Origin of the sequence: Paraburkholderia sp. BL9I2N2 (assembly GCF_004339745.1) — a bacterium.
Classification (GTDB): domain Bacteria; phylum Pseudomonadota; class Gammaproteobacteria; order Burkholderiales; family Burkholderiaceae; genus Paraburkholderia.
Genome location: NZ_SMGP01000001.1, coordinates 1,592,603 through 1,614,287 on the forward strand (window position 1 = coordinate 1,592,603; position 21,685 = coordinate 1,614,287).

Genomic DNA, 21,685 nt, shown 5'->3' on the forward strand with positions numbered 1-21,685 from the left:
TCAATTCCCCGTATGCGTCGTGCCGGACGCGGACGGCGCTTGCGGCTCGCGTTCGTCGGCACGCACGCGGAACGACGCGGCATACAGCGCGGGCAGATAGAACAGCGTGAGGATGGTGGCGCTCGTAATGCCGCCCATCAGCGCGGTCGCCATCGGACCGAAGAAGTTCGAGCGCAACAGCGGAATCAGCGCGAGCACGGCGGCGGCCGCGGTCAGCGTGATCGGCCGGAAGCGCCGCACGGTCGCGCCGACAATCGCATCGAACCGCTTATGTCCCGACGCAATGTCCTGTTCGATCTGATCGACCAGAATCACCGAGTTGCGCATGATGATGCCGAACATCGCGATCACGCCGAGCATCGCGACAAAGCCGAACGGCTGGCCGAACAGCAGCAGCGTGAGCACCACGCCGATCAGCCCGAGCGGCGCGGTCAGCACGACCATCAGCACGCGCGCGAAGCTCTGCAACTGGATCATCAACAGCGTGAGCACGGCGATGATCATGATCGGCATCTGCGCGTTGATCGAGGTCTGGCCTTTGCCGCTTTCCTCGACCGAGCCGCCGATTTCGATCCGGTAGCCAACCGGCAGGCTGGCGCGAATCGGGCCCAGCGCCTTGTCCACCGCGTGCGTGACGTCGATGCCTTGCGCGCCGGGCGCGACGTCGGACTGCACGGTGAGGGTCGGCTGACGGTCGCGTTCCCAGATCACGCCGTATTCGAGGTCGTTGCGCAAGTGGCCGAGCGTGCCGAGCGGCACGGGACCGTTCGGCGTTGGCATGGCCAGCGTGACGAGTTGCGCGGGGTCCACGCGTTCGGCCTTCGGCGCGCGCAGATCGACGCTGATCAGTTTGTCGCGCTCGCGGTACTGCGTGACGGTGTAGCCGGAGAGCGTCATCGCGAGAAAGCTCGATATGTCGTCGGAGCTCACGCCGAGTTCGCGCGCTTTCTTCTGATCGACTTCGAAGCGCACCGAGCGCTCGGCGGGTTCGTCCCAATCGAACTGGACGTTACTGGTGCCGCGGTTCGAACGCAGGGTCGCGGCGACGCGCTCTGCGATCGAACGCACGGTGGCGATATCGTCGCCGCTCACGCGGAACTGCACCGGATAGCCGACGGGCGGCCCATTCTCCAGGCGCGACAAACGCGTGCGAATCGCCGGAAAGTTGTTGCGCAATTCCGGTTCGAGCCATTGCGCGAGTTTTTCGCGATCCTTCACCGACTTCGCTGTGATCACGAACTGCGCGAAATTCGGCTGCGGCAATTGTTGATCGAGCGGCAGATAGAAACGCGGTGCGCCGGTGCCCACGAAGTCGACCGTATGATCGATTTCCGGGCGGCCCACCAGCGCTTTTTCGAGCCGCGTGGCCTCACGCAAGGTAGCTTCGAACGACGCGCCTTCGGGCAGCCGCACGTCCACCAGCAACTCGGGACGGTCCGAACTCGGGAAGAACTGTTGCGGCACCAGCGTGAAGCCGGCCATGGCCAGCACGAACAGCACGACAGTGATCGCCAGCACGACGAAGCGCCGCTCGATGCACCAGCCGACCCAGCCGCGCAGGCGCCGGTAAAAACGCGTGTCGTAAATGTCGTGCTCATGATCGTCGGGCAGATGAGTTTCGTGCGCCTCGCGCTTGCGCTCGGGCAGCAGGTGATAGCCGAGCAACGGAATCAGCACGACCGCGGCGAGCCACGAGGCGATCAGCGCGATCGCCGACACTTCGAAAATCGAGCGCGTGTATTCACCGGTGCTCGACTTGGCCAGCGCGATCGGCAGGAACCCGGCGACGGTGACGAGCGTGCCGGTCAGCATCGGAAACGCGGTGCTGGTGTACGCATAGGCTGCGGCGCGCGTACGGTTCCAGCCTTGCTCCAGCTTGACCGACATCATCTCGACCGCGATGATCGCGTCATCGACGAGCAGTCCCAAGGCGAGCACCAGCGTGCCGAGCGACACCTTGTGCAGGCCGATGTCGAACAGATACATGCACAGCGCGGTGACGGCGAGCACCACCGGGATCGAGATCACGACCACCATGCCGGTGCGCACGCCGAGCGATATCAGGCTCACCACCAGCACGATCGCCACCGCTTCGGCGACGGCTTCGAGGAAGTCGTCGACCGAACGCGCGACCGCGTCCGGCATGCTCGACACTTCGACTAACTGCAAGCCGGCGGGCAGCGCCCTTCGCAACTGCACCATCTGCTGATCGAGCGCCTTGCCGAGGCGGATCACGTCGCCGCCCGGCTGCATGGTCACGCCGATGCCGAGCACGGCCTTACCGCCCGCCCGCATCTGCGTGATAACCGGATCGTCGTAGCCGCGTTTGATCGTGGCGATATCGCCGAGACGGAACGAGCGGTTGTTGATGCGGATCAGCGTGTCGGCGAGCGCGTTGACGTCCTTGAACTGGCCGGTGGGGCGCACGAACACGCGGTCGTCCGTGGTGGTCAGCGTGCCGGCCTGCGACACGCTGTTCTGCGAATTGATGGCCTGGCCGAGCTGCTGCGGCGAGATCCCGAGGCGCGTGAGTTGCGTGTTGGCGATCTCGATGTAGATGTGCTGATCCGGGTCGCCGAAATAATCGACCTTGCCGACGCCCGGCACGCGCAGCAGCACCGTGCGCAACTGGTCCGCGTAGTCGTGCAGTTGCGCGGGAGAAAAGCCGTCGCCTTCGAGCGTGTAGATGTTGGTGTAGACGTCGCCGAATTCGTCGTTGAAGAACGGGCCTTGAATACCTTGCGGCAGCGTCGCCGCAATATCGCCGACTTTCTTGCGCACCTGGTACCAGGTCTCGGGCACGTCCTTGACCGGCGCCGAGTCCTTCATGGAGAAGAACATCAGCGATTCGCCGGGGCGCGAGTAGCTGCGCACGAAATCGATGGCGGGCGTCTCCTGCAATTTGCGGCCGATGCGGTCCGTGACCTGTTCCTGCATCTGGCGCGCGGTGGCGCCCGGCCAGAAGGTGCGGATCACCATCACGCGGAACGTGAAGGGCGGGTCTTCGGATTGCGCGAGACGCGTATAGGCGAGGATGCCGAAGGCGGTCGCGAGCGCGATCAGGAAAACGACCAGCGCCTGGTGGCGCAGCGCCCATGCGGACAGGTTGAAGCGTCCTTCTTCATGCGTGGTGCTCATGAAGCGAAGTCCTCGGGATGCAGCGGGGCGATCGCGCGGACTTTTTCGCCGGCGCTCACCGTATGCACGCCTTGCAGCACGACGCGTTCGCCGTCCTTGAGGCCTTGGCCGATCACGATGGTGCGTTCGTTGTAACGCGTGACGGTCACGCGGCGCAGTTCCAGCGCGTTATCCGCGGCGCGCACGATCCACACGGCGGGTTGCGTGCCGTCGTGGAACAGCGCGGTGGCGGGCACGGTGAACGAGCCGTGCCGAGTAGCCGAGGCGTTAGCTTGCGCGGCGAGTTCGATATCGGCGGTCATGCCGAGGCGCACGTCCGGGCCGGGATTCTCGAGCGTGAGTTTGGCGCGATAGGTGCGGCTTTGCGGGTCGGCGGCGGGCGACAGTTCGCGCACGTGCGCGCTGAACTTGCGTCCCGGCAGCGCGGCGAGCGTGACGTTGGCGGTTTGCCCGACCGAGAGCGCGGCGAGCGCGCTTTCCGGCACGTCGCACACCACGTCGATGTCGCCGCTCCACGCGAGGTTGTAGACGGCCTGGCCCGCGGAGACGTTCTGGCCGGTGTCGGCCTGTTCGGCGGTAATCACGCCGGCGTGATCGGCGGCGAGCGTGGTGTATTGCAACTGGTCTTTCGACAACGCCGCCTGCTGCGCGGCCTGATCGCGCTGCGCGACGGCGGATGCGTACGCATTGGTCGTCTGCTCGAGTTGCGCGGGCGCGATCAGGTTTTCTTTGGCCTGTGCCTGATCGCGATCGAGTTGCTGCTTCGCATACACGAGAGCATGCTGCGCGGCGGCGAGCTGCGCCTGCGCGCTCGCGGCATTCTTCTGCGCGTCCGCCGGATCGAGCCGGGCGACGATCTGCCCGTTCTTCACGACATCGCCGAGACGCACGCGCCGCTCGACGATCTTGCCGCCGACGCGAAACGACAGCGGCGTCGAATAGCGCGCCTGCACCTCGCCGGGCAAGGACGCCGCCTGCGTGGCGCTGCCGTCCGCATGCACGGCGACGGCTACCACCGGACGCGGCTCGGGCGCCGCGGCTTCTTTCTTCGAACACGCGGCCAGCGTGACGACGCCGGCCAGAACCAGCACGAATGCGGCGCGGCGCAGGCGCGCGCGATGACGATACCGATGGGACTGCGGACGCAGCGCGAACGATGCGGGAAGACCGGGACGCTTCACAATTACCCCAACTCGAGACAGCGAACGAACAGGGCAAGCCGCAGCGGCCCGCCAGCGAAGACGCGCTGGCCGTTCATGCAATTGGCATACGCGACTGATTCAGAATGACGATGTGCATTCTAATACATACCTGTATTTGAATGTTGGGGTGAATTGGAATTCTTTTCAGTGCTAGACTTGCGCCCATGAAACGGCAACGACTGACACGCGAGCAGAGCAAGGACCAGACGCGCGAGCGTCTGCTCGACGCTGCGCAAGCGATTTTTATGAAGAAAGGCTTTGTCGCGGCGAGTGTCGAGGACATCGCCGGGGCGGCGGGCTATACGCGTGGCGCGTTCTATTCGAACTTCCGCAGCAAGAGCGAGTTGTTTCTCGAGCTACTGCGGCGCGACCACGAGATCATGCAGGCGGGGCTGCAGGCCATTTTCGCGAGCGCGGCATCGCGTGAGGAAGCGGAGGAACGCGTGCTGCGCTACTACAGCAACCTGCATCGCGAGAACAAGTGTTTCCTGTTGTGGGTGGAGGCGAAGCTGCTCGCGGTGCGCGACGGCCGCTTCCGGATCCGCTTTAACGCATTCGTGCACGAGAAGCTCGAGCAAATGAGCGCGTATATTCGCGAGTTTTCGGCGCGAGTCGGCACGCCGATGCTGATGCCGCCGGAGACGCTGGCGATCGGCTTGATGGGGTTGTGCGACGGCGTGCAGTTTTTCTACACGGTCGACCCGCAGAACGTCCCGGCGGAGATGGCTGAAACGGTGCTGGCGGGATTTTTCGCGCGCGTGGTGTTCGGGCGCGACGCGTAAGCGCGTTGAAACGCGCGATCAGTTGGTCGGCAACTGGGTGCAGGCGTCGGCAACCGGCGTCGCGCACACGTACGAATACTGACCGCTGTAGCGCAGCACTTCTTTGCCCACGTGCAGGACCACCTTGATGTCCGGGCAGCGTTCGTAAGCGATGAAGGCCGAACAGGCGGCGGCGGACCAGCAGACCAGCGAGAACGCGATTTTTTCGAAAAGCTGAAAACGGTGTGTCATAGCGATAGCGATTGATTACTTTCGGGCGCTATGTTACCAGAATACTAGGGTTTATACCTAGTCAAAATTCGCAATAATGCTCGCAATAAAACCCGCCATAAGTCCGCGAAGGTGACGGGAACGCCTCGCAAACCTGTCCGGATTGTCATGTTCAGGTCAGGGTTGGGACATGATCGGGTCGATACAATCGGATCGTTGGGCAAACCCGCGCGCGCCTTGCCGCACGGGTCGACACAGGCGCGAGGGGTGCGCCGGCCCGGCTTTACCGAGGCAGGAGTCGTCCAATGAACCAATTGCAGTCGATGCGCGTATTCGTCAAAGTGGCCGACCTCGGCAGTTTCGTTGGCGCGGCCGGCGCGCTGGACCTTTCCACCGCGGTCGTCACACGCCATGTCGCCGATCTGGAAGCGCGCCTCGGCACGCGCCTGCTCAATCGCACCACGCGCCGCCTGTCGCTCACGGAGTCCGGCACGACGTATCTGGAGCGCGTGCGCCACATTCTCGATGACCTCGAAGGCGTGGAGCAGATGGTGGTGGCGCGCAATCACGAGCCGGTCGGCACTTTGCGTATCGTCGCGCCGGTGGTGTTCGGGCTGCACAGCCTCGCGCCCGTGGTGCAGTCTTATGCCGCGCGTTATCCGGATGTCGTGCCCGATGTCACGCTCGCGGATCGCCATGTCGATCTGGTGGAAGAGGGCTTCGACGTCGGCATTCTGGTGGCGCGGCACATGCGCAGCGCGAGCATCGTCACACGGCGGCTGACCACCGGTTACTTGACGGTTTGCGCGACGCCTGCCTACCTGGCGCAGCACGGCACGCCGACCCGGCCCGAGCATCTGCTCTCGCATCCGTGCCTGAGCCGGCCGGCCGAACAGGGCGGCGAGGAGCGTTTGTTCACCGGACCGAACGGCGAAGTCCGCGTGCGCCCCACGAATGCGATCGTCGCGAACAATACCGAGATGCTCAGGCAGTTCGCGCTGCTGGGCATGGGCGTGGCGATCCTGCCGAGCTATCTGATCGGCCGTGACCTGGCGTCCGGGCGACTCGTGCCGCTGCTGCGCGACTACCGTTTGCCGCAGATCGAAATCACGATCGCCTATCCGAGCCGCCTGCATTTGCCGGCGAAGGTGCGCACTTTCATCGATCACCTCGTCGAGTATTTCCAGCAGCCGGGCCGGCAGGCGCGCGATCCGCGTACCGTGGCGCCGGCGCGTTCCGTGACCGAGTCGACAAAGGTTGTTGCGGACATGGACGACCTGTCGCTGCCGGAATTGGCCGCCGACGCGGCGCGTCCTTCGCACAAGTCCGCGCGCTCGCGGGTCGCGGCGTCGTCGCCGTTTTGATTTGGCGCGCGAGGGGCGTTGGCGTGTGAGGTGCGGCGTTAGGGTTTTCGGCTGAGACGTGCGCGACTGGGTTATCTTCTTCGATTCGAGGCTCGTGCAGCCGCACGAGTTCGAAAACGATAAGACTACCCGGAGAGCCGAACCGCATGAACCTGAGTTTCGCCGGCACGACGTTCGCCGACGTCGACACGCTCGTGCACATCCGCATCGCGGCGATGCGCGAAAGCCTGGAGCGTGTCGGCCGCTTCGATCCGGTGCGCGCTCGCGAGCGCTTCGTTGCATCGTTCGATCCGGCGTTTTGCCGGTTCATTCTGATCGACGGCGCGCAAGCCGGATTCGTGCTGTTCAGGTCCCTGGCCGATCACCTCGTGCTGGACCATCTCTACATCGTCCCCACGCAGCAAGGCAGGGGAATCGGGCAAGCGGTACTAGCCGAACTGTTCGCGCAGGCGGATTCGAAATCGCTGCCGATCAAAGTAGGCGCGCTGCGCGACAGCGACTCGAACCGTTTTTATCGCCGCCACGGCTTCGTCAAAACCGGCGAAAGCGAATGGGACATTTATTACGTGCGCGAGCCGCGCGGACGAATCTCGTAGATGAGCCACGTGCCGGCCGACGCCGCGGCGAACTGCGAGATTGATTGCCTAAATCCACACGTCGTTCGCCGCCGTCCGTTCGCTGACTTCCTCGCCGGTATTCTTCACACCGCGCGGCTCGATCAGCAGCAGCTTCACCTCGCGTTCGGCGTACGGTTTGTGCTCGGTGCCCTTCGGCACCACGAACATCTCTCCCGCCGAAATCAGCACGAAACCATCGCGCAGGTCGATGCGCAATTGCCCGTCGAGCACGATGAAGGTTTCATCGGTATCGGCGTGCTCGTGCCAGATGAAATCCCCTTCGATTCGCACCAGCTTGAACTGATAGTCGTTCATTTCGGCGACCACGCGTGCTTGCCACTGGTCGTTGAAGAGCCGCAGTTTTTCGGCGAAGTTGATGGCCTGATACGGCCGTTGAGTGATCTGTGCGTCGGACATCGCAGTGCTCCTCCTGAGCGGTTGTGTCAGGCAGGAGCGTACGGCGCAAGCCGGAGCCGGGTCTTGAACGTTTGTGCGCGCTTGTGCGGCGCGGTACGATCCTGCGCGCCTTCGCTCAGCGCGCGCCGGGCGCCGGCGAGCCGAGCATCTTCAGCCACTGCGCCGGCGCGACGCCCCAGGCGTGCTTGAAGTGCCGCGTCATGTGGCTCTGATCGGCAAAGCCGCTTGCCGCCGAGGCGTCCGCGAGCGACACACCCTTGAGCACCAGTTGCCGCACGAGATCGAGACGCCGCATGGTCAAATAGCGATGCGGACTGGTGCCGAACAGCGCGCGAAAATCGCGCGACAGACTCCAGCGGTCGCGGCCCGCGGCGGCGGCGAGTTCGTCGAGCGTGACGGCGCGATCGAGCGACGCAAGCAGGTAGTCGCGCGCCAGCGTCGCCGCGCGGTAATCCACCGGACGCGGTGTATCCGGCGCGCCCGCGACGGTGTCGAGTGCGACGGCCAGATCGTAGAGCGCGCTGTCCTGTTCGAGCGGGTCGATGGCGCTGTCCATCGCGCGCAACAGGCTCTCGGTGGCGGCGAACAGGCGCGGATCGTTCGACAGGCCGCCTTCCAGGAACGGCAGCGGCTTGCCGCCGAGCGCCTGCTGGAACAGCGCCGGATCGACATAGATCATGCGGTAGTGAAAACCGTCGCCGGTGCCGGCCTGGCCGTCGTGCGGTTCATCGGGATGCAGCACCATCGTGCCGCCCGGTAAGCTGTTGCGGGTGCTGCCGCGATAGCGAAAGCTCTGCACCCCGGCCAGCGTGCGGCCGATCGCATAGGTATCGTGCCGGTGCATCGCGTAGCCGGCCTGATGAAAGAAAGCCTCGATCCGTTCGATTCCGCTCACACCGGCCGTCTGCGGCGAGCGATAAATCCAGTCGGAACCGCGCTTCTGCCCTGACGAAAGCGAAAGCGGAAGGGACGGCGGGCGCGAACCAGTCGGCGATGAAGCCGGTTCCTCGCTCATGCACCGAGCCCCGGACCGTAATTGCCGCTGATGAGGCGCGTCACCGAAGCCACGTCGGCGTAATCCTGTTCCGGCAAGCCGTCGAGCATCGACAGCACTTCGTTGCTCGCGCCGGCTTCGCGCGCGGCGTCGACCAGCGCGTCCTTGTAGGTCGGAAACTGGACTTCGCTCAGAAGGTCGGTGATCTGCAGGTCAATCGATTCGCCGGGAATAGCCGATGCGGTCATGCAAGCGCTCCTGTTGATACGGTTGGACGTGATGGGTACTGGGGACGTGAGTGTTGCCGCTGAACGAGGAGCCACAGCCTGCGCGACCCGTTACTTATCGCGTTAGAAAGTGCACAGCCGCGCTCGCCATCGTCGCCGTTTCAGGGCCACGAAGTCTCACGCATACAACCGGCGCGTAAATCTGCACATGCCGGCGTCAGGTCTGCAAATGCTCGTTCTGTCCGGTAAAGCTTCGATCGAGATGCCGCGATTTGGGCAGCGCGATATGTTGCCATTGTTGCGGACGATTATCGTCCGTGGCGGCGACGTCCGGCGCCGCAGGGGCGACGGGTGCTGCGTTGGCGCGTTCGGCAAGACTATTGGCGTTCGTGCCGTCCGGCGCGGTGTGAACCGGCGCGGCAAAACACGAGGCTGACAGCGTCACCATGGTCAACAGTGTCGAGGTTTTCATCGCCCGACCTCCTAAGCTCATGCGGCGCTGACAGTTGAGCAAGCGCTGTGCCGTCCCCGCGTCGAAAGGACGGCGCATGCTACACGCGGTGTTGCCGAGGTGTCGCAGTCGGCGGCTAACTCGCCTCTTCCATCTTAGATGCGCAAAATCTGCAGGGCGCGCACATTTGCGGCAAAACGGTATTGTAGATTTCAGATAATGGCAGAAAGCCGGCAACAACGCAGCAGCGCCGTCGCGAACGGTCATACTACGGCATGTTGCAGTGCGGCGGACGCCGGTCTAACGCAGTATGTCGAAGCGCGTCCACGGCCACGACGGCCGGTCGCGCATATAACCGTTCAGCCAGTTCCACTGCGGATGCCGCTTCATGAACGCCTGCGCGTCGAACGGCCGCCCGCACGGATGTCCCCAGCGCGCGCTGAACGCCATCTCGCGCGCCATTTCGCTGTCGACCACTTTGCCGTCGTTGGCGCCCCACGGGTTGAACGGTCCGTGATCGGTGCCGCCAAAGCGCGCGTCGTCCAGTTCCAGATGCCCGCAGATGGTGCGCGAGCAGGGGTTGTCGTTGCGGTCGAGGTAGACGTCGTGATGATCGGCGATCATCTCCTTGGCCAGTTCCACGTCGATCTTGCCGTGATGCATTTCTTCGAGTTGCATGAAGCGCAGGCGCCGCGCGCCGTTCTTGCGCACGTCCGTATAGTCCTCGCCTTCGCCGAGGCATTCCTGATTGCGGATCTTCAGGTCGGTCGCGGTGTTATAGCCGCTGTAGAAACCGTCCTTGGTGCTCTCGAATCCGGAGAAGTGCAGGCCCAGTTCGTAACGCGCGATCTCGCCGGTCTTGGCGTCGCCAAGCAGCCAGCTATTCGCATAGCCGCCGTTGTTGGCGATGGCGAACATTTCGCACCATTCGCCGATGCTGTTCGCGTACTGCGACGCGCGCCGCGAACGATAGAACTCGGGCGCGCCGGCCGCGTTGTAGCCGACGAAGTTGGAGATGGTGGTTTCCGTCACCATCAGCCCGGCGGCGGTGACCCAGAAATCGGTAAGGCTGGAAATGCAGCCGGGCAAGCCTTGCATGAGGATGCGATTGCCCTGGTCCGGCACGATGTCGAAGACTACATTGAACGCGTCGCCGGCGGCGTAGCGGTCCCACGAGTTATGCGCCATCACGATGCGGCCGTCGCGGGTCGCGCGGCCGGTGGCGATGAACGCGCTGCAATGATGCCCGCGCCGTCCGCGCCACGGCTTCACGCCGAGGTTCGGCTGCTTCTGCGACGCGTGGGTCGGCCACCAGCTTTGCAGCAGATCCATGTAGCCGTTCCACGCCAGCACTTCGGCGAACGGCAGTTGTGCGCCGTCGGCGATGCCCTGGATTTCGTCGGCGAACTCGGTGTCGAGTTTATTGGCGAACTGGGAAACGGCGGCGTTGACGAAGGTCTCGAAGTCTTCGCCGGTGTCCCACTTCGCGAGATAGCGGGCGGTGTGGATCGCGTTGCGGATTTCGCCGGCGAGCAATTGGCCGTGTTGCTCGCCGCGATCGTACGGCTCGCCTTCAGTGTGCAGGAAAATCCAGCCCGCCTGATCACGGCGCACGGCATCGGGGGACGGTTCGCTCATCTTCGCTCCGATCGAAGGACGGGCGTCTCGGTGCGCCCGTTTTGGCGTAACGCGCGCTGTCGGCGTTCGCCGCAGCGGTCTGTCCATTGTAGAAAATTTGGCGCGCTTTGCACGCGCGCCAAAGGCAGCGCGGGCGCGGCGTGAAGGCGAATTGTGCGTGGCGCCTAACGCGTCGGATTCATGCGGAAATACGCGTCGAGCAGCGAGGTTTTATAGACCACGCCGGCGAGCGTCGGATGCGCGGCGCTTTCGATCACCGGCAGCCGTTCGCCCTGAAACGCGAGGAAGTGCTGCAACGCCACGCCGAGCGGCATGTCCGGCGTGAGCACGTCGAAATGCGGCTGTAGATAATCGGCCGCGGTCTTCGCCGACGTGTCGCTGCCGTCGAGCAGATCGGAGGTGATGTCCTTGAGCGCGACCACGCCGAGAAACGCGCCTGACTCGTTGGCCACGTAGAGATACTTCACCGGATATTCGAGGAACACGCGCGTCATGTCCTGCACGCTCGCGTTGGGCGGCACGACGGTTTCGGCGGGACGGATCAGCTCGCGCATCTGCGTGGCGCGCAGGCGCGAGCGCTCCTGTTCCTCGTGATTGCGGCGCAAGGTGATTTCATACATGGAGGTCTTGCCGATCGCGCGCGAGACGAAATAGGCGACCACGCAGGAGAGCATCAGCGGCAGGACGACCTGATAGCTGAGCGTCATCTCGAAGATCATCAGGATCGCCATCAGCGGCGCCTGGGTGGCGCCTGCCAGAAACGCGCCCATGCCGACCATCGCATAGGCGAACGGCGCCGACGTGCCGTGCGGCCACAGCGCGTGCATGCCCTGGCCGAACAGCGAGCCGACCACCGCGCCGACGAACAGCGTCGGCGTGAACACCCCGCCGACCGCGCCGGAGCCGGCCGTGGCCGCCGTGGCGACGAGCTTGAACACCAGCACGAGGACGAGCGCGGTCCACGTCCACGGCGAGTGCAGAACCGAGTTGACGACGCTGTAGCCGTTGCCCCACACCTCGGGTGTCCACACCGACAGAATGCCGACCACGAGACCGCCGAGCGCGAGCCTCACGGGCAGCGGCACCGGCAGCTTGCGAAAGCTTTTCTTCGACACGTCGAGCAGCCGCAGAAACTGCGGAGCCGCCGCGCCGCACAGCACGCCGAGCGCGACGAACAGCAGCACTTCGACGCCGGCCACCGGCGGAAACACCGGCATTTCGTACGGCGGTTTGTAGCCGGCGAATTCACGCATCGTGATGTTGGCCACCACCGCCGAGACCACCACGGGCCCGAAGCTTTCCATTGCGATCGAGCCGAGCACGATCTCGGTGACGAAAAACGCGCCCGCGATCGGCGCGCTGTACGCGGAAGTGATCCCGGCCGCCGCGCCGCACGCCACCAGCAAACGCAGCCGCGACGGATCGAAATGCACCCAGCGTCCGATCAGCGACGCGGCGAGCGCCGCCAGTTGCACCATCGGACCTTCACGGCCGATCGACCCGCCGCTCGAGATCGTGAACAGCGACGACACGCTGCGCCACAAGCTCAGCTTCACCGGCACCACGCCGTCGCCGATCGCAACCGCTTCCATGTAGTCGACGTGATTGCATTTGTCCGCGTGACGCTGCGCGATCAGCAGAAAGAAGCCGGCGATCAGGCCGCCCGCCGCGGGTAGCCAGATCCGCACGGTCCACGGCAAACCGCGCGCCATTTCGACGAAGCTGCCGGACTTGCCGACCACCGCGAATTGCAGGAGCGCAATGCCCTCGCGAAAGGCGATCGTCGCGAAGGCGCCCGCGACGCCGACCACGACCGACCAGATCAGCATCGTGTGAGCTTCGGAGAGACGGAACAGATCTTGGGCGCGGGTGCGCAGCTTCAGCAGGAATGAAAGCACGTCGTCGGTACGGGGCGTGAAAGCGGGTGGATAAGCGCGCACGGCAACAGCATCGCGCCCGCTTTGGACGGCGGGCGCGAGACGGTGAGTGAGCGAGGGAAGAAGGCGTGGCTCAAGTCGCCGCCTTGTCGAGTTCAGGGTAGTGCCGGAAGATGCAGGCCTCGTTGTGTTCGATGCGCCGCTCGGACTGCAGGTACGCGGCGATGTTGGGCCGCTCGATCACCGCGTCGTGCAAGGCGGCGAGCCGCGGGTAGTGTTCGCCGAAACGCTTGAGCGCGCGCGGAAACGCGTACAGCAAGCCGTCGATCAGCTGGAACATCGACAGGTCGACGTAAGTGAGCGCGTCACCCACCATGAACTGATCGCCGGCCGGATTCTGTTTGAGCACGCGCTCGAAGTACGACATGAATTTCGGAATACGGTTGTCGATGAAGTCGTGCGCGCGCACTTTGGCGGCGTCTTTCTGGTCTTCGTAGTAAAGCGCGCTCGCGAGCGGATGGTGCGTGTCGTGCGCTTCGGTGACCATGTCGGCGATGGTCAGTTGCAGGCCGTTGGCTACATAGCGCAGGCTCTCCACCGTGGGCGCAAGGTTCAGCCGCGGACCGAGGTAGAACAGGATGTTGGCGGTCTGCGCGATCACCAGGTCGCCGTCCTTCAGAAACGGCGGCGCGAACGGCGGATACGGCTCGTCCTTGCTCTTCATCACCGACATCATCGCGTTCGTGCCGAGACCCTCCGACCGTTCGCCGCGCGCTACTTCCACGTAGTCGGCGCCCGCTTCCTCCAGGGCGAGCCGCACGAATTCGCCGCGGCCTTGCAGGCCATCCCAATAGTAAAGTTCCAGGCTCATCGATCGATCCTCATTCCGGTTGCATTGACACAGACGCAAAGACGGCGCGCAGAAGCGGGCCGCGCAAGCATGCTGCATGAGCTGACGACGCCAGCAACCAGTATGCCGCGCGAGCGCGCCGGATGGGTCTCCAGAATGCGCAAAACCCCGCACGCGGCGGGGTGGGTGTGAAGGCGAGGGCGGCTTAGCCGAACAGGTGCTGGACGGTCCATGTAATACCCAGTCCGCCGGCAATCAGCCACACATACAGGATGAAGCCCGTGGTCAGTGCGCGAGGGCCGGCCTGACGGATTTGCGAAATGCGTGTTTCGATGCCGAGCGCGGTCATGGCCATGGTCAGCGCAAAGGTGTCCAGCATGTTGAGCGTGCTGGTCGCGCTTTCCGGCAGCACATGCAGCGAGTTGATCACGACGAAGGCGAGGAAGCCGAGCGCGAACCAGGGAATCGCCAGCTTGCGCGGCGCGTTGCCGTGGGCGCCGTCCATGCCGCCCGCAGCCGAATCGCGGCGCGCCGAGCGGTTCACCCACATGCCGACCACCAGCAGCACCGGCACCAGCAACATCACGCGGGTCATCTTGACGATGGTGGCGATATGCGTCGCTTCCGGGCTCACGTTGCTGGCCGCACCGACCACCTGCGCCACTTCATGGATCGTGCCGCCGAAAAAGAGGCCCGCGCCGACCGTGTCCAGATGCAGCCAGCCTGCCTTGAACAGAACCGGGTAAAGGAACATCGAGAGCGTGCCGAACAGCACCACGCTGCCCACGGCCATCGCGCTTTTGTGCGGCTTCGATTGCAGCGTCGACTCGAAGGCGAGCACGGCGGCGGCACCGCAGATCGCGCTGCCCGCGGCGGTTAGCAAGGCGGTGTCGCGGTCGAGCTTCATGATTTTCATGCCGGCCCATGTACCGATCACGAGGGTGCTGACCACGATCAGGACGGATTCCGCGAGGCCGGGCACGCCGACCTGAGCGATTTCCTGCAGGCTCACGCGCAGCCCGAAAAAGGCCACGGCGATGCGCAACAGCTTGCGCGCCGAAAAATTGACGCCGGCAGCCCAACTGGCGGGCATGCCGTCGCGCAGCGCGTTGCCGTAAATGGCGCCGGCCACGATGCCGACGATCAGCGGGCTCAAGCCCAATCCGGCAATGGCGGGAATCGCGGCGATGCGCGTGACGGCAGCGGCAAACAGCGCGACGAACAGAATGCCGTTGAGTTGCCCGCGGGTGGAAAACCCGGCAGGCGTCGTACTGGCGGCGGTGAGATGAGCGGTGGACATGGAACAGCCCTTTTCTGTGACTGACTAAGATTCGATGGGCTAATCCTAAATTAGATATATCGATATGAAAAATCATGATTTAGAATGTAAGGTATCGCCTGAGCTGATACTTTGACCGTCATGACCCCAGACCAACTTATAACGTTCGCTGCAGTCGCCGAGCATCGCAATATCAGCCGGGCGGCTGTGGCGCTGCATTTGTCGCAGCCCGCCGTGTCCGGCCAGTTGCGGCAGTTGCAGGACGAATTCGGCGAGCCGCTGTATCAGCGCGACGGCCGTGGCGTGCGCCTCACGCCTGCCGGCGAGCAACTCTCCAGCTACGCCACGCGGCTGCGCGACACCTGGCGGCAGGCGCATGCGTACCGCGACGCCTTGCGCGGCCTGGAGCAGGGCACCTTGCGAATCGGCGCGAGCACCACGCCCGCAAGCTATTTGCTGCCGTATCTGATCGCCGACTTCCATCGCCGTTATCCGGACGTGACGCTGCATACCGCTGACGGCAACACCACGGAGATCGTCGGTGCGCTGGATTCGGTGGACATCGCGATGATCGAGGGGCCGGTCGGCGTGGATCTGCCGCCAGACACGGCGGTGCATGCGTGGCGCGAAGACGAGATCGTTGCGATCATGCCGCGCTCGCATCCGTTGGCGCAGTTGGGCGACGGCGGCCCCGCAGACCTGGCGGCCTTCGGCGAGCATCCACTGGTGTTGCGCGAGGCAGGCTCGGGCGTGCGGCAGATCGTCGAGCGGGCGTTTGCGCGGGCGGGCGTGCCGATGCGCGTGGCGCTGGAGATTGCCGGCGTCGAAGGCGTGAAGGAAGCGGTGCGGGCGGGTATGGGCATCGGCTTCGTGTCGGCGATGTCGATGCGGCACGAGGACCGCGCGCTGTGCCTGCTGTCGCTCAGCCCGGAGCCGCTCACGCGGCGGCTGTCGATCCTGGTGCCGCATGCGAGCGCGCCATCGCGGGTCGTGGAGCAGTTTCTCGCACTGTGTCTAGCCGAGGGACCTTGAGGCGCGAGGTACGAGCGCCGTGCCACCCGCGCCTGGGGATTTCCACTATGGTGCATGTCGGCGGCCTCGGCGACCATTCGGGCATCGCAAGCGCCTCGGCGCTTTTTTTCGAAGTGTGTTTGGAACCGGTTCCAAATGCTGATCAAGAAACAGATTTGAGTAAATTCGACATGGCTGACGCAGTGGACGTGGTGATCGTCGCAAGCGCATTCGGGATGGAAGCGGTCCGCACGGACGGTCATCTGAAGTGGGCGCGAGCGAGCAAACAGGCCGGCGCGGCGGGTTTCGAAGTGCGCCGCGAACTGTTCGCCGACGAAACCGACGCCGCTCCGCACAACCTGCGCGCGCTCGGCAAGCAGATCGCGGAACTGGGCTTGTGGTCCGTGTACTCCACGCCGGCTGCGCTGTACACGGCGCAGGGCAAGCTCGATGCGGACGCGTTGCGCCTCTCGATCGAAGAGGCGCTTGCGCTCGGCGCGCGCTTCGTCAAGTTGCAGCTCGGCGGTTTCGCCGCCGACGCCAATGCCACCGTGATCGCCGATCACATGCGCTGCGCGCAATTGCGGCTCGTCGTCGAAAACGGGCAATTGGCCGAGGGCGGTTCGCTCGCGCAGTTCACCGGCCTGTTCGACGCGTTGGCGCGCGAAGGTCACGCCGACGTGCTCGGCATGACCTTCGACATCGGCAACTGGGCCTGGCGCGAGGTCGCGCCGCTCGAGGCCGCCGCGCCGCTGGCGGCGCATGTGGAATACATCCATTGCAAGACGACGATGGGCGAGGGCGCACGACGCTTTCCCGCCGCCCCGGCCGCCGACGATACGCAGTTCGCCGCGGTGCTCGACAAGCTGCCGCGTCATGTGCCGCGCGGCATCGAGTTTCCGTTCGATACGAGCCGTGTCGACACGGACGCGGCGCATTACGTCGCGTGGCTGGCCGCCGCGTGAGCGGCAGCAGGACCTGAGAGAAGGCGGCGACACCGGAGACAGCACGCGGCAAGCAGCACGCGGCGAACGGTAAGCGGCAAGCATCCACGCAAAACTCGCAAAACACGCAGCAAGAGAGATCACGCAGGAGCGAAGCATGAGCAAGACAAGCGCAGCACTCGATGTCATCACCTACGGCGAAGCGATGGCCATGTTCGTGGCCGCCGAAACCGGCCCGCTCGCGGGGGTCGGGCAGTTCACGAAGCGCGTCGCCGGCGCCGATCTGAACGTGGCGATCGGTCTGTCGCGCCTCGGCTTCAAAGTGGGCTGGATGAGCCGCGTCGGCAACGATTCGTTCGGCCAGTACGTACGCGACACGTTGACGAAAGAGGGCATCGACCAGGGCTGCGTGACGACCGACGAGCGCTATCCGACCGGCTTCCAGCTCAAGTCGAAAAACGACGACGGCAGCGACCCGGCGATCGAGTATTTCCGCAAGGGTTCGGCGGCGAGCCATCTGTCGCTGGCCGACTACTCGGCGGACTATGTGCTGCCGGCGCGTCATCTGCATCTGACCGGCGTGGCGGCCGCGATTTCGGCGACCTCGCGCGAACTCGCGTTCCATCTGGCGCGCGAAATGCGTGCCGCCGGTAAGACGATTTCCTTCGACCCGAACCTGCGTCCGACGCTGTGGCCGTCGCGCGCCGCGATGGTCGAAGGCCTGAACGCGCTCGCCGCGCTGGCCGACTGGGTGCTGCCCGGCATCGGCGAAGGCGAGATTCTGACCGGCTACACGCAGCCGGAGGACATCGCGAAGTTCTATCTGGATCAAGGCGCGCGCGGCGTGATCATCAAGCTCGGCGCGCAGGGCGCGTACTTCCGCACCGCTGACGATGCCGCCGTGATCGCCGGCCAGCCGGTCGCGAAAGTCGTCGACACGGTCGGCGCGGGCGATGGTTTTGCGGTCGGCGTGGTGAGCGCGCTGCTCGAAGGCAAATCGCTGCCGCAAGCCGTGGCGCGCGGCAACCGAATCGGCGCGCTGGCGATTCAGGTGATCGGCGATTCGGAAGGACTGCCGAGCCGTGCCGAACTCGACGCGCTGGAAGCGGCCGGTGCGCCGTCCATCGCGGCCGCGGCCTGAAGATCCGCGAGCGAGGTCCGCAACCGGCCGCGTTCCGTCAAGCTGCCTCGATAACAGCAAGAGCGCTCGAACAGAGCGCCCCATGACCGTTCATCATTGTTTCGGGAAGCCGTCCAAGGAGACACCCCATGACCTCATCGCTTGCGATTCGCCGTTGGTGGACGATCATGCCGATCGTATTCATCACCTACAGCCTCGCTTATCTGGATCGCGCCAACTTCGGTTTCGCGTCGGCCGCCGGCATCAACCAGGACCTCGGCATCAGCAAGGGACTGTCGTCGCTGATCGGCGCGCTGTTCTTCCTCGGCTACTTCTTCTTCCAGATTCCCGGTGCGATCTACGCGGAACGCCGCAGCGTCAAGAAGCTCGTGTTCTGGAGTCTGATTCTGTGGGGCGGTTGCGCGTCGCTCACCGGCATGGTCAGCAATATCCCGTCGCTGATGGTGATCCGCTTCGTGCTCGGCGTGGTTGAAGCCGCGGTGATGCCCGCCATGCTGATTTTCATCAGCAACTGGTTCACCAAGAGCGAGCGTTCGCGCGCCAACACCTTCCTGATTCTCGGCAATCCGGTGACGGTGCTGTGGATGTCGGTGGTGTCGGGCTATCTGGTGCACTCGTTCGGCTGGCGTCACATGTTCATCGCAGAAGGCGCGCCCGCGATTCTCTGGGCCGTGTGCTGGTGGTTCATCGTGCAGGACAAGCCGCAGCAGGTGTCGTGGCTCACGCAGCAGCAAAAGGACGACCTCGCCGAAACGCTGCGCGCCGAGCAGGCCGCGATCAAGCCGGTGCGCAACTATAGCGACGCGTTCAAAACGCCCGCGGTGATCAAGCTGTGCGCGCAGTATTTCTGCTGGAGCATCGGCGTGTATGGTTTCGTGCTGTGGCTGCCGTCGATCCTGAAGAACGGTTCGACGCTCGGCATGGTCGAAACCGGCTGGCTCTCGGCGCTGCCTTACCTCGCCGCGACCATCGCGATGCTCGCAGCTTCGTGGGCATCGGATAAACTCAATCGCCGTAAAGTATTCGTGTGGCCGTTCCTGCTGGTCGGCGCGGTGGCGTTCGCGGCTTCGTACGCGCTCGGCTCCACGCATTTCTGGCTCTCGTACGCATTGTTGGTGATCGCCGGCGCCGCGATGTACGCGCCGTACGGCCCGTTCTTCGCGATCGTGCCGGAACTGCTGCCAAAGAACGTCGCGGGCGGCGCGATGGCGCTGATCAACAGCATGGGCGCGCTCGGTTCGTTCGTCGGCTCGTATGTGGTCGGCTATCTGAACGGCGCGACCGGTTCGCCCGCGGCGTCGTATGTGTTCATGAGCGTGGCGCTGATCGCCGCCGTGATTCTGACGCTGATCGTCAAACCGCAGCCGCAAGCGCAGAACAATGCGCCCGCTGCTCGCCACCCCGTTGCAAGGAAAATAAGCTGATGAAGAAGATCGTCGCCTGGAAGTCGCTGCCCGAAGATGTGCTCGCGTATCTGCAACAGCATGCGCAAGTCGTGCAGGTCGATGCCACGCAGCACGACACGTTCGTGGCCGCGTTGAAAGATGCGGACGGCGGCATCGGTTCGAGCGTGAAAATCACGCCGGCGATGCTCGAAGGCGCGACCCGGCTCAAGGCGCTCTCAACTATCTCCGTTGGCTTCGACCAGTTCGACGTGGCCGACCTCACGCGCCGCGGCATCGTGCTCGCGCACACGCCGGACGTGTTGACCGAGTCCACCGCGGACACGGTGTTCTCGCTGATCCTCGCGTCGGCACGGCGCGTGGTCGAACTCGCCGAGTGGGTGAAGGCGGGGCATTGGCAGCACAGCATCGGCCCGGCCCAGTTCGGCGTCGACGTGCAGGGCAAGACGCTCGGTATCGTCGGGCTCGGGCGGATCGGCAGCGCGGTGGCGCGGCGCGCGGCGCTCGGCTTCAACATGAAGGTGCTGTACACCAGTCGCAGCGCGAACCCGCAGGCCGAAGAGATGTACGGCGCGCGGCGCGTCGAGTTGGCGGAACTGCTCGCCGTGTCTGACTTCGTTTGCCTGCAAGTGCCTTTGACGCCGGAGACAAAGCACATGATCGGCGCGGCTGAGTTGAAGTCGATGAAGAAGAGCGCGATCCTGATCAACGCCTCGCGCGGCGCGACCGTCGACGAAAAGGCGCTGATCGAAGCGCTGCGGAACGGCACGATCCACGGCGCCGGTCTCGACGTGTTCGAGACCGAACCGCTGCCGGCCGACTCGCCGCTGCTGAAGCTCGCGAATGTGGTCGCGTTGCCGCATATCGGTTCGGCGACGCTTGAAACCCGTCACGCGATGGCGCGCAATGCGGCGGAGAACCTGGTCGCCGCGCTCGACGGCACGCTGACCAGCAATATCGTCAACCGCGACGTTCTCGCCAAGTGAGGCGCTCAGTGAGTCGATTGATGAGCCGATTGATGAGCCGATTGATGAGCCAATCCACGAGCAGCCGATGAGCACGACGCCGCAGGCCACGCCGCGCCGCGCGACCATCACCGACGTCGCGCGCGAAGCCGGCACGGGCAAGACCAGCATTTCGCGCTATCTGAACGGCGAGATGAGCGTGCTGTCGCCCGAACTGCGCGCGCGTATCGAGGCCGCGATCGCGCGCCTCGACTATCAGCCCAACCAGATGGCGCGCGGCCTCAAGCGTGGCCGCAACCGCCTGATCGGCATGCTGCTCGCCGACCTGACGAATCCCTACACGGTCGAAGTGCTGCAAGGCGTGGAAGCGGCATGCCACGCGCTCGGCCTGATGCCCCTGATCTGCCATGCGGCGAACGAAGTCGAGATGGAGCGGCGCTATCTGCAACTGCTCACCACGTACCGCGTGGAAGGCGTGATCGTCAACGCGCTCGGCGTGCGCGAGGAGACGCTGCGACCGGTGGGCGGCGGCGGGATTCCGGCGGTGCTGGTGGACCGTTCGGTGGATGGGCTCGTCGCGGATATGGTCGGTCTCGACAACCGGGCGGCGGCCGAACTCGGCACGCGGCATCTGCTGGATAATGGTTTCGACGATATCTGGTTCGTCGTTCAGCCTTTCGAGCAGGTGAGCTCGCGGCAATTGCGCGAAGCGGCTTTTCGTGAGGCGATGAGCGAGCAGGGTGGGAACGGCGCCGCACGCGGTCACACGCTAGTGCTGAATCTCGCGGATGCCGTCGACGTCGAGCGCAGCCTCGCCGAACTGGACCGCGCGATCGACGCGGCCGCCCACACGCGCGACGCCGGCGCCACGGGCAACGCCGCGCGCGTCGCCTTGTTCGCGGCCAACGCGCCTGTCGCGCTGTGTCTCGCGTTGCATCTGAAAGCGCGCTACGGCGCCGGCTGGCAAGCCCGCGTCGCGCTGCTTTCCATCGACGACCCCGAATGGGCCGAATTGACCGGCGTCACCACGATCCGCCAGCCGACCTACGAGATCGGCTACCGCGCGGTCGAGTTCCTGCACGAACGCATCGAAGGCGTTCAGACCACCGCGCGCGACTGCCTTTTGCCGGGCGAATTGATCGTCCGCGCCTCCACTTTGCGCTGAATTCTCGCCG

Annotated in this window: 20 protein-coding genes; 9 read left to right on the forward strand and 11 right to left on the reverse strand. The window is 64.7% G+C overall.

The genetic code is table 11. The features are described from left to right. Positions 1 to 3,138, reverse strand: a complete 3,138-nt coding sequence (locus B0G74_RS07495) for an efflux RND transporter permease subunit (protein ID WP_132374207.1) — start codon at positions 3,136 to 3,138, stop codon at positions 1 to 3. Continuing rightward, entirely contained in the window at positions 3,135 to 4,286 is a 1,152-nt protein-coding gene (locus B0G74_RS07500) for an efflux RND transporter periplasmic adaptor subunit (RefSeq protein ID WP_132376876.1), read from the reverse strand. Before B0G74_RS07500 ends, B0G74_RS07495 begins: the two co-directional genes overlap by 4 nt. Positions 4,287 to 4,504: 218 nt before the next feature. Here B0G74_RS07500 and B0G74_RS07505 point away from each other — a divergent pair, with 218 nt between their 5' ends. After that, positions 4,505 to 5,122: a TetR/AcrR family transcriptional regulator gene (locus B0G74_RS07505; RefSeq protein WP_132374208.1), complete on the forward strand. Its 618-nt coding sequence runs from the start codon at positions 4,505 to 4,507 to the stop codon at positions 5,120 to 5,122. An 18-nt stretch (positions 5,123 to 5,140) separates the two neighbouring features. On the opposite strand, the gene B0G74_RS07510 is transcribed toward B0G74_RS07505, so the two are convergent. Beyond that, positions 5,141 to 5,353, reverse strand: coding sequence for a hypothetical protein (locus B0G74_RS07510; protein ID WP_132374209.1), 213 nt, complete (start codon positions 5,351 to 5,353; stop codon positions 5,141 to 5,143). A 284-nt stretch (positions 5,354 to 5,637) separates the two neighbouring features. Here B0G74_RS07510 and B0G74_RS07515 point away from each other — a divergent pair, with 284 nt between their 5' ends. Then, entirely contained in the window at positions 5,638 to 6,696 is a 1,059-nt protein-coding gene (locus B0G74_RS07515) for a LysR family transcriptional regulator (RefSeq protein ID WP_132374210.1), read from the forward strand. Positions 6,697 to 6,842: 146 nt separating this feature from the next. Next, positions 6,843 to 7,292 carry a GNAT family N-acetyltransferase gene (locus tag B0G74_RS07520; protein WP_132374211.1) on the forward strand — a complete coding sequence of 150 codons (450 nt, stop codon included), beginning with the start codon at positions 6,843 to 6,845 and terminating at the stop codon, positions 7,290 to 7,292. A gap of 48 nt (positions 7,293 to 7,340) precedes the next feature. Here the strand turns inward: B0G74_RS07520 and B0G74_RS07525 are convergent, their stop codons facing one another. The 8 genes from B0G74_RS07525 to B0G74_RS07560 form a co-directional block, all read right to left on the reverse strand. Then, positions 7,341 to 7,730 (reverse strand): cupin domain-containing protein, encoded by a 390-nt coding sequence (locus B0G74_RS07525; RefSeq protein WP_132374212.1) that lies wholly within the window; start codon positions 7,728 to 7,730, stop codon positions 7,341 to 7,343. Between the two features lie 115 nt (positions 7,731 to 7,845). After that, positions 7,846 to 8,745, reverse strand: coding sequence for an AraC family transcriptional regulator (locus B0G74_RS07530; protein WP_207915626.1), 900 nt, complete (start codon positions 8,743 to 8,745; stop codon positions 7,846 to 7,848). Next, entirely contained in the window at positions 8,742 to 8,972 is a 231-nt protein-coding gene (locus B0G74_RS07535; protein ID WP_132374213.1) for a DUF2795 domain-containing protein, read from the reverse strand. Before B0G74_RS07535 ends, B0G74_RS07530 begins: the two co-directional genes overlap by 4 nt. A gap of 196 nt (positions 8,973 to 9,168) precedes the next feature. After that, positions 9,169 to 9,423, reverse strand: a complete 255-nt coding sequence (locus B0G74_RS07540) for a hypothetical protein (protein ID WP_132374214.1) — start codon at positions 9,421 to 9,423, stop codon at positions 9,169 to 9,171. A 279-nt stretch (positions 9,424 to 9,702) separates the two neighbouring features. Further along, a complete protein-coding gene (locus tag B0G74_RS07545) occupies positions 9,703 to 11,040 on the reverse strand; it encodes a C45 family peptidase (protein ID WP_132374215.1) in 1,338 nt (445 codons plus the stop codon). 164 nt (positions 11,041 to 11,204) lie between these two features. Beyond that, positions 11,205 to 12,938 (reverse strand): ClcB-like voltage-gated chloride channel protein, encoded by a 1,734-nt coding sequence (locus B0G74_RS07550; protein ID WP_132376878.1) that lies wholly within the window; start codon positions 12,936 to 12,938, stop codon positions 11,205 to 11,207. Positions 12,939 to 13,050: 112 nt separating this feature from the next. Then, the gene (locus tag B0G74_RS07555; RefSeq protein WP_132374216.1) at positions 13,051 to 13,788 is read right to left on the reverse strand and encodes a glutathione S-transferase; all 738 of its coding nucleotides are present in this window, start codon (positions 13,786 to 13,788) and stop codon (positions 13,051 to 13,053) included. Between the two features lie 184 nt (positions 13,789 to 13,972). Continuing rightward, positions 13,973 to 15,067, reverse strand: a complete 1,095-nt coding sequence (locus B0G74_RS07560; RefSeq protein WP_132374217.1) for a YeiH family protein — start codon at positions 15,065 to 15,067, stop codon at positions 13,973 to 13,975. A gap of 120 nt (positions 15,068 to 15,187) precedes the next feature. Here B0G74_RS07560 and B0G74_RS07565 point away from each other — a divergent pair, with 120 nt between their 5' ends. The 6 genes from B0G74_RS07565 (at position 15,188) to B0G74_RS07590 (ending at position 21,675) form a co-directional block, all read left to right on the forward strand. After that, on the forward strand, positions 15,188 to 16,078 hold the full coding sequence (locus B0G74_RS07565; RefSeq protein WP_132374218.1) for a LysR family transcriptional regulator: 891 nt from the start codon (positions 15,188 to 15,190) through the stop codon (positions 16,076 to 16,078). Positions 16,079 to 16,248: 170 nt separating this feature from the next. Next, a complete protein-coding gene (locus B0G74_RS07570; protein ID WP_132374219.1) occupies positions 16,249 to 17,022 on the forward strand; it encodes a TIM barrel protein in 774 nt (257 codons plus the stop codon). 136 nt (positions 17,023 to 17,158) lie between these two features. Next, complete coding sequence (locus B0G74_RS07575; RefSeq protein ID WP_132374220.1) at positions 17,159 to 18,142, forward strand: sugar kinase; 984 nt, start codon at positions 17,159 to 17,161, stop codon at positions 18,140 to 18,142. Between the two features lie 128 nt (positions 18,143 to 18,270). Next, positions 18,271 to 19,566: an MFS transporter gene (locus B0G74_RS07580; protein WP_132374221.1), complete on the forward strand. Its 1,296-nt coding sequence runs from the start codon at positions 18,271 to 18,273 to the stop codon at positions 19,564 to 19,566. Beyond that, the gene (locus B0G74_RS07585) at positions 19,566 to 20,531 is read left to right on the forward strand and encodes a D-glycerate dehydrogenase (protein ID WP_132374222.1); all 966 of its coding nucleotides are present in this window, start codon (positions 19,566 to 19,568) and stop codon (positions 20,529 to 20,531) included. The genes B0G74_RS07580 and B0G74_RS07585 overlap by 1 nt, the downstream gene beginning before the upstream one ends. A 67-nt stretch (positions 20,532 to 20,598) precedes the next feature. After that, entirely contained in the window at positions 20,599 to 21,675 is a 1,077-nt protein-coding gene (locus tag B0G74_RS07590; RefSeq protein ID WP_132374223.1) for a LacI family DNA-binding transcriptional regulator, read from the forward strand. The last annotated feature ends 10 nt before the right edge of the window (positions 21,676 to 21,685 follow it).

What these genes read in the sequence shown, in the direction of transcription:
- B0G74_RS07495 (WP_132374207.1), bottom strand. Translation starts at nt 3,138, where the DNA reads ATGAGCACCACGCATGAAGAAGGACGCTTCAACCTGTCCGCATGGGCG.
- B0G74_RS07515 (WP_132374210.1), top strand. Translation starts at nt 5,638, where the DNA reads ATGAACCAATTGCAGTCGATGCGCGTATTCGTCAAAGTGGCCGACCTC.
- B0G74_RS07565 (WP_132374218.1), top strand. Translation starts at nt 15,188, where the DNA reads ATGACCCCAGACCAACTTATAACGTTCGCTGCAGTCGCCGAGCATCGC.
- B0G74_RS07530 (WP_207915626.1), bottom strand. Translation starts at nt 8,745, where the DNA reads ATGAGCGAGGAACCGGCTTCATCGCCGACTGGTTCGCGCCCGCCGTCC.
- B0G74_RS07545 (WP_132374215.1), bottom strand. Translation starts at nt 11,040, where the DNA reads ATGAGCGAACCGTCCCCCGATGCCGTGCGCCGTGATCAGGCGGGCTGG.
- B0G74_RS07505 (WP_132374208.1), top strand. Translation starts at nt 4,505, where the DNA reads ATGAAACGGCAACGACTGACACGCGAGCAGAGCAAGGACCAGACGCGC.
- B0G74_RS07585 (WP_132374222.1), top strand. Translation starts at nt 19,566, where the DNA reads ATGAAGAAGATCGTCGCCTGGAAGTCGCTGCCCGAAGATGTGCTCGCG.
- B0G74_RS07560 (WP_132374217.1), bottom strand. Translation starts at nt 15,067, where the DNA reads ATGTCCACCGCTCATCTCACCGCCGCCAGTACGACGCCTGCCGGGTTT.
- B0G74_RS07570 (WP_132374219.1), top strand. Translation starts at nt 16,249, where the DNA reads ATGGCTGACGCAGTGGACGTGGTGATCGTCGCAAGCGCATTCGGGATG.
- B0G74_RS07535 (WP_132374213.1), bottom strand. Translation starts at nt 8,972, where the DNA reads ATGACCGCATCGGCTATTCCCGGCGAATCGATTGACCTGCAGATCACC.
- B0G74_RS07575 (WP_132374220.1), top strand. Translation starts at nt 17,159, where the DNA reads ATGAGCAAGACAAGCGCAGCACTCGATGTCATCACCTACGGCGAAGCG.
- B0G74_RS07555 (WP_132374216.1), bottom strand. Translation starts at nt 13,788, where the DNA reads ATGAGCCTGGAACTTTACTATTGGGATGGCCTGCAAGGCCGCGGCGAA.
- B0G74_RS07525 (WP_132374212.1), bottom strand. Translation starts at nt 7,730, where the DNA reads ATGTCCGACGCACAGATCACTCAACGGCCGTATCAGGCCATCAACTTC.
- B0G74_RS07520 (WP_132374211.1), top strand. Translation starts at nt 6,843, where the DNA reads ATGAACCTGAGTTTCGCCGGCACGACGTTCGCCGACGTCGACACGCTC.
- B0G74_RS07580 (WP_132374221.1), top strand. Translation starts at nt 18,271, where the DNA reads ATGACCTCATCGCTTGCGATTCGCCGTTGGTGGACGATCATGCCGATC.
- B0G74_RS07510 (WP_132374209.1), bottom strand. Translation starts at nt 5,353, where the DNA reads ATGACACACCGTTTTCAGCTTTTCGAAAAAATCGCGTTCTCGCTGGTC.
- B0G74_RS07540 (WP_132374214.1), bottom strand. Translation starts at nt 9,423, where the DNA reads ATGAAAACCTCGACACTGTTGACCATGGTGACGCTGTCAGCCTCGTGT.
- B0G74_RS07590 (WP_132374223.1), top strand. Translation starts at nt 20,599, where the DNA reads ATGAGCACGACGCCGCAGGCCACGCCGCGCCGCGCGACCATCACCGAC.